At 50.5% G+C, this 1,026-nt stretch carries 9 tRNA genes and 1 rRNA gene; all 10 read left to right on the plus strand.

Annotation, left to right across the window (positions count from 1 at the left end):
- Nucleotides 1-89 precede the first annotated feature (89 nt).
- Nucleotides 90-205: ribosomal RNA gene (gene rrf, locus DN392_RS30040) — 5S ribosomal RNA — on the plus strand.
- Nucleotides 206-210: 5 nt separating this feature from the next.
- Nucleotides 211-286 (plus strand) — tRNA-Val (locus DN392_RS30045).
- 4 nt (nt 287-290) lie between these two features.
- Nucleotides 291-366 (plus strand) — tRNA-Thr (locus DN392_RS30050).
- 13 nt (nt 367-379) lie between these two features.
- A tRNA-Lys gene (locus DN392_RS30055) sits at nt 380-455 on the plus strand.
- Between the two features lie 14 nt (nt 456-469).
- Nucleotides 470-550: transfer RNA gene (locus tag DN392_RS30060), tRNA-Leu, on the plus strand.
- A 29-nt stretch (nt 551-579) separates the two neighbouring features.
- Nucleotides 580-654 (plus strand) — tRNA-Gly (locus DN392_RS30065).
- Between the two features lie 16 nt (nt 655-670).
- Nucleotides 671-759, plus strand: a tRNA-Leu gene (locus DN392_RS30070).
- A gap of 3 nt (nt 760-762) precedes the next feature.
- A tRNA-Arg gene (locus tag DN392_RS30075) sits at nt 763-836 on the plus strand.
- An 8-nt stretch (nt 837-844) separates the two neighbouring features.
- Nucleotides 845-918: transfer RNA gene (locus DN392_RS30080), tRNA-Pro, on the plus strand.
- A gap of 9 nt (nt 919-927) precedes the next feature.
- Nucleotides 928-1,003 (plus strand) — tRNA-Ala (locus DN392_RS30085).
- The last annotated feature ends 23 nt before the right edge of the window (nt 1,004-1,026 follow it).

Genomic DNA, 1,026 nt, shown 5'->3' on the forward strand with positions numbered 1-1,026 from the left:
AATGTTATCTAGTTTTGAAAGAATATAAAAAACTTGTTGACTTTAAAAGTTAAATAAGTTATGATGATTCTTGTCTTAAATGAATACAGTCTGGTAATGATGGCAGAGAGGCCACACCCGTTCCCATACCGAACACGGAAGTTAAGCTCTCTAGCGCCGATGGTAGTTGGGACCTTGTCCCTGTGAGAGTAGGACGTTGCCAGGCAATTCGGAGGATTAGCTCAGCTGGGAGAGCACCTGCCTTACAAGCAGGGGGTCGGCGGTTCGATCCCGTCATCCTCCACCATTTAGCCGACTTAGCTCAATTGGTAGAGCAACTGACTTGTAATCAGTAGGTTGGGGGTTCAAGTCCTCTAGTCGGCACCAGTTTTTATTGCAAGAGCCATTAGCTCAGTTGGTAGAGCATCTGACTTTTAATCAGAGGGTCGAAGGTTCGAATCCTTCATGGCTCACCATTTTAATGAAATATGCGGGTGTGGCGGAATTGGCAGACGCACTAGACTTAGGATCTAGCGCCTTTGGCGTGGGGGTTCGACTCCCTTCACCCGCACTTTTAATAAAATAACTCAAACATGTCTTGCGGAAGTAGTTCAGTGGTAGAATACAACCTTGCCAAGGTTGGGGTCGCGGGTTCGAATCCCGTCTTCCGCTCCAATTTTCAATATGACATGCCGGGGTGGCGGAACAGGCAGACGCACAGGACTTAAAATCCTGCGGTGGGTGACCACCGTGCGGGTTCGACCCCCGCCCTCGGCACCATATGCGCCCGTAGCTCAATTGGATAGAGCGTTTGACTACGGATCAAGAGGTTAGGGGTTCGACTCCTCTCGGGCGCGTTTTCTTACGGGAAGTGGCTCAGCTTGGTAGAGCACCTGGTTTGGGACCAGGGGGTCGCAGGTTCAAATCCTGTCTTCCCGATAATTGTTTGGGGCCTTAGCTCAGCTGGGAGAGCGCCTGCCTTGCACGCAGGAGGTCAGCGGTTCGATCCCGCTAGGCTCCACCAAAAAAGTTCTTTGAAAACTGAAC

The organism is Bacillus sp. BB51/4 (assembly GCF_008368845.1).
GTDB classification, from domain to species: Bacteria; Bacillota; Bacilli; order Bacillales; family Bacillaceae_G; genus Bacillus_A; species Bacillus_A wiedmannii.